Below are 4,700 nucleotides of genomic sequence, written 5' to 3' on the forward strand. Positions count from 1 at the left end.
AAAAGGAGTCAGTACGTCAGTCAGTATTGTATGATCTTGCAAGTATTTGATATCTCATCTGAATGACTCTTAGGATCTATATTGATTCAATAATTGGTTACGATTCTCTCAAATCAGTTTTTGTGAATAGGGCAAAAAAGGAGTATAAGTATCGTGGTTATTGTTGTCATGGGTTCAAGCTATGAATGCAGCCGCACGTTATCGATTATTGAATAATGTTACGATTCTGATTAGTGTCATCGCGGTAGCTATTGTCTTATTGGATAGTGGCTTTACGTTACCCATTTGGCTGCAACAAGTGTTTCATATTTTTTACTTGGTCGTTATTTTGCTCAGCTTTGTGGTGACGGTTGGCCGTTATCTCTACACAAACAAACCGCGAACGCTCAATAAAGTTGCTATTTTTGATGCTTTTACCAGTATCGCGATTGTCATTTTACTTACCGCGCATTTCACTGATTTGCTGCGTTCTGGCTTGGACGCCGCCGTTGATGGTTTTGTCGCGATAAAAATCGCCGTGTTTGTCACCTTTATCCGTGAACTCTCTGATCATAATTTCAATCTCAATCGCACCTTTTTGCATCCTGCACAGTTTTTTATTTTAAGTTTCTTAGCCGTTGTGCTGGTTGGTGCTTTGCTCCTAATGATGCCCAATGCGACAACGCAGCCGCTGTCCTTTATTGATGCGCTCTTTACCGCGACCAGTGCCGTTTGTGTGACTGGGCTTATTGTGGTGGATACGGCAACCTATTTCACAACGTTTGGTCAAGTCATTATCATGGGTTTGATACAAATCGGCGGCCTAGGTATTTTGACGTTCGTGACCTATTTTAGTTACTTCTTTAAGGGCGGCGTCAGTTACGAGACGCAAGCGAGTATTAGCGAGATGTCTTATATGCGCGGCATGGGTAATGTGGTGTCGACACTTAAGTCTATTTTATATGTGACATTCGCCGTTGAGGCGGTGGCGGCGGCACTCATTTATATCAGCATTTATGATATGCCTGATATGAACTGGTCTGAGCAATTGTTTTTTTCGGTCTTTCATGCGATATCCGCTTTTTGTAATGCTGGGTTTTCTACCTTTAGTGCTGGCATGTATGACGATTCGCTACGTTTTAATTATCCATTGCAGCTTATCATTGCGATGACCTTTATCTTTGGCGGTATGGGCTTCACCATTGTGGTCAATGTGCTGCGGTATTTGCGTCATCGCGCTGAGCGACTGATATATCGCAATGACCGGCACCATATTTATCAGCCTTGGTTGCTGAATATCAACAGCCGTATTACCTTGATTACGACTGGGGCGTTATTGTTGACTGGTCTGGTTGGGGTGATGGTATTTGAATACAACAATGTACTCGCTGACCATACCGGTTTCTTTGACAAGCTTATCACAGGGTTTTTTACGGCTGCCACGCCGCGAACCGCAGGGTTCAATGTCATTGATATGGGTGAGCTGACTTTTCCAACGGTCATGCTAACGATATTTTTGATGTGGATTGGGGCGTCGCCCAACTCAACGGGTGGTGGTATCAAGACCAGTACCTTTGCGATTGCGCTATTAAATACACTGAGTCTAGCCCGTGGGCAAACAAAGATAGAAGTCTTCAAGCGTCAGATTGCGGAGATTTCAGTCCGCCGCGCGTTCTCTATTATGTGGTTGTCATTATTGGTCATCGGTACGGGTGTGACGCTGATTAGTTATGATCAGCCAGAGCTTGATTTGATCAAAGTGGTATTTGAATGTTTCTCAGCTTATAGCACGGTGGGGCTAAGTTTAAACCTGACAGCAGACTTATCGGATTTTAGTAAAGTGGTGGTGTCGGTCATCATGTTTGTTGGACGGGTCAGTATGCTGACGATATTTATTGCGCTACTCAAAAACATGCGCCAACGCAATTATCGCTATCCGACTGAGGAAATCACGATTAACTAACTTGTGATAAATAGACGGTTTTATGTGCAAAAACAGGGAAACTTAGAGTAAAAGATACTAAAAAAGGTCATTAAGGTTATGAAATATATCATCGTAGGGTTGGGGAATTTTGGTGCGTCACTGGGAGCAGCATTGACCCGCCAAGGTCACGAAGTGATTGCCATTGACAGCAGCATGCAACGAGTAGAAGCCTATAAGGAGGTCATCTCTCATACGCTCTGTATGGATGCCACGGATGAGTATACCGTGAGCGGATTACCGATTGTCGATACCGATACCGTCATTGTTGCTATTGGGGAGGATCAAGGCGCCAACGTGATGGCAACGGCGCTGTTTAAAACCCTAAAAGCAAAACGTTTGATCAGCCGTAGCATCAATCCACTGCATAAAAAAGTTTTGCAGGCCATTGGTGTCGATGACATTATTTACCCTGAAAAAGAAGCAGCCAATCGCTGGGCCAAACGACTGTCACTAAGCCATTTTGTTGATTCGTTTGAGTTAAGCGATAACTTTAGTATGGTAGAAATCAAGATTCCAAATGTGTTGATCGGCAAGACGGTTGAGGAGTTGCGGTTGGAGCAAAAATTCAATATCCGATTGCTTAGTACCTTGCGCTATGAGTATTATGAAGACAGCTTTGGTCGTACCCAGACCAAACCTAGCGTGCAAGGTCTGGCCACGCCTGAACAAATATTGCAAGACCGTGATGTATTGGTCATTTATGGCGCAAACAAACACATCAACCATTTCTTACGTAGCGTGGGTGTGAAAATCAAATAACAGCTTGCAATCGCAGTGACATGAAAAGGGACAGGGGAAGTTTATGAATAAGCGCAGTATATCCGTTCTATTGGTCGCTGTTATCGTGTTGCTGTCAGGCTGTGATCCGTCTGCGCAAGATCCGAATGTTCTTCTGTCCGAGCACCAACAAGATCCGATTGAAGCGTTAGAGGTGACATCCGATGTAGATCGCAGTCAGTTCAGTTATAAAGAAACCTTTTATGTACCGATTTATTCTGATATCTATACTGATAGAGACAATCGCAAAGTACTATTGTCAGCGACGCTGAGTGTGCGCAATACCACGCTGAAAAAATCACTGTATATTAATAAAATTGATTATTATGATACGGATGGGGCACTGGTAAAGTCGTATCTAAGCAAACCCATTGAGCTATCAGCGATGGCCACGCTAAACTACATCGTCGAAAAAGAAGAAGATAAAGGCGGGTCGGGTGCTAACTTCATTATCGAGGTCGAAGGTGTCGATGAAACCGTCAGACCAGTTATCGAAGCGGTCATGATTGGGAATTTTAGTAATAAAGGATTTGCCTTTAGTACAGAAGGTACGCCAGTAATACATTAAAGGAATGTATTCAGTGAAGTAATAAATAACAAGGAAAGTTTAATTTAATTCAAGGAAGCGTTATGTCTGCAACCAAAGAAGAAATCAGCGCCTTTATGGCGTTAGAGTTTCCACAAACCAAATGTATCGTCGAAGCAGTCAGTGAAAATGGTGCGACTTTATCACACGAGATTGGCATCGATGAGCTACGTCCTGGTGGCACAGTGTCAGGACCTGTCATGATGGCCGTCGCTGACGTCGCCATCTATGTTGCGATACTCGGGAAAATCGGTATCGTGCCATTGACAGTGACGACGAGTCTGACTATCAATTTTTTGCGTAAACCATCAGCAGATGCACGTATTATCGCTGAATGCACCTTACTCAAAGTAGGGCGAGCCTTAATAGTGGGCGAGGTATCTCTATATTCAGAAGGCTCAGACGATGTCGTGGCTCATGTCGTCGGCACCTATTCTGTACCGCCAAAGCGTATCTAAAATGCTACGTAAGCGCTTGGATACCTCATCAAAAGAGCAGCTATGTTAAGAGGTTGCTCTTATTTTATCGGTCAATGTGCTTTATAAGATAGCGAGTCTCATCTATTCACTCGGGTCTGACCCTGGTGGAAAGTCATGGCGTAATTGTAATTGCGCAACATTAGCAGTAGTGACCGTGTCAGTGAAATTGTTCAAATCGCTATGTACGTACTGTGTAACGGCTGCTATTTGCGCATCATTCATCATGCTATGGAACGATGGCATCCCGCGCAGACCATTTATTAACACCCTAATGATATAGTATTTCGATTGCATTTTACTGTTGTTGGCCAGCGGTGGATAGTAGCCAGCGCCGTATGCACTGTCACCTTTTTGCATATGGCAACCTGCACAAGAGTCGTCATAGAGTTTTTTGAGTCCTGCGCGGTTTTCGGTAGAAGGCACATTGATGACATTCCATGCCAGCATTAAGCTACGGATATTCAACGGGAAAGGCAGGTGTGTGGTTTTTTTCAGGGGGTTTGTCTACGATAGGGATGGTCTGAAAATAAGCAAACAAGGCACTGACATCGTCATCTGTTAGGCCATGATAGGACGGGTAAGGCATCGCAGGATAAATCTGATGATTTGGCGCCCGACCTTTGTGTAAGGCTTTTTTTAAATCGGCCTCAGTATAGTTGCCAATACCATAGCGCGTCGATGGTGTGATATTGGTTGAGTAGATATTGCCAATCGGCGTATCAATCGGCACGCCGCCACTATAGTCTTCACGGTAGCAGGCCATACAGTCAGCGGTAAGCGCCGCGGTTGGCAAGCGCACTATTGGCTGGGCTAACATTTGGTAGGGTTATTCTGTTAGGCAAAGTGTCTATTGGCAGGCTGACTGTATCTGCTATCGCAGCGGTAGAGAGTACGC

General features: G+C 44.3%; 5 protein-coding genes and 1 pseudogene. 4 read left to right on the forward strand and 2 right to left on the reverse strand.

Annotated elements, in window-relative coordinates; translation table 11 throughout:
• Nucleotides 1-181 precede the first annotated feature (181 nt).
• The 4 genes from B3V51_RS02745 to B3V51_RS02760 all read left to right on the forward strand — a co-directional run bounded on the left by B3V51_RS02745 (nt 182) and on the right by B3V51_RS02760 (nt 3,784).
• On the forward strand, nt 182-1,942 hold the full coding sequence (locus B3V51_RS02745; RefSeq protein WP_286707918.1) for a TrkH family potassium uptake protein: 1,761 nt from the start codon (nt 182-184) through the stop codon (nt 1,940-1,942).
• A 78-nt stretch (nt 1,943-2,020) separates the two neighbouring features.
• On the forward strand, nt 2,021-2,722 hold the full coding sequence (locus B3V51_RS02750) for a potassium channel family protein (RefSeq protein ID WP_058023762.1): 702 nt from the start codon (nt 2,021-2,023) through the stop codon (nt 2,720-2,722).
• Between the two features lie 43 nt (nt 2,723-2,765).
• Complete coding sequence (locus B3V51_RS02755) at nt 2,766-3,308, forward strand: DUF3124 domain-containing protein (RefSeq protein ID WP_071002047.1); 543 nt, start codon at nt 2,766-2,768, stop codon at nt 3,306-3,308.
• 62 nt (nt 3,309-3,370) lie between these two features.
• Nucleotides 3,371-3,784, forward strand: a complete 414-nt coding sequence (locus B3V51_RS02760; RefSeq protein WP_058023760.1) for a PaaI family thioesterase — start codon at nt 3,371-3,373, stop codon at nt 3,782-3,784.
• Nucleotides 3,785-3,886: 102 nt separating this feature from the next.
• On the opposite strand, the pseudogene B3V51_RS02765 reads toward B3V51_RS02760, so the two are convergent.
• Together B3V51_RS02765 and B3V51_RS02770 are read right to left on the reverse strand one after the other, a co-directional pair.
• Nucleotides 3,887-4,198 (reverse strand): annotated as a pseudogene (locus B3V51_RS02765) (c-type cytochrome); the annotation flags it as partial.
• A 58-nt stretch (nt 4,199-4,256) separates the two neighbouring features.
• A complete protein-coding gene (locus B3V51_RS02770; protein ID WP_227517184.1) occupies nt 4,257-4,604 on the reverse strand; it encodes a cytochrome c in 348 nt (115 codons plus the stop codon).
• Between the last annotated feature and the right edge of the window lie 96 nt (nt 4,605-4,700).

The sequence above is a fragment of the Psychrobacter sp. UBA2514 genome (assembly GCF_002341255.1).
Taxonomy (GTDB): domain Bacteria; phylum Pseudomonadota; class Gammaproteobacteria; order Pseudomonadales; family Moraxellaceae; genus Psychrobacter; species Psychrobacter pacificensis.

Bases quoted from the DNA above. Each gene is read 5' to 3' on its own strand.
- B3V51_RS02760 (WP_058023760.1), top strand. From the start codon at position 3,371: ATGTCTGCAACCAAAGAAGAAATCAGCGCCTTTATGGCGTTAGAGTTT.
- B3V51_RS02745 (WP_286707918.1), top strand. From the start codon at position 182: ATGAATGCAGCCGCACGTTATCGATTATTGAATAATGTTACGATTCTG.
- B3V51_RS02755 (WP_071002047.1), top strand. From the start codon at position 2,766: ATGAATAAGCGCAGTATATCCGTTCTATTGGTCGCTGTTATCGTGTTG.
- B3V51_RS02750 (WP_058023762.1), top strand. From the start codon at position 2,021: ATGAAATATATCATCGTAGGGTTGGGGAATTTTGGTGCGTCACTGGGA.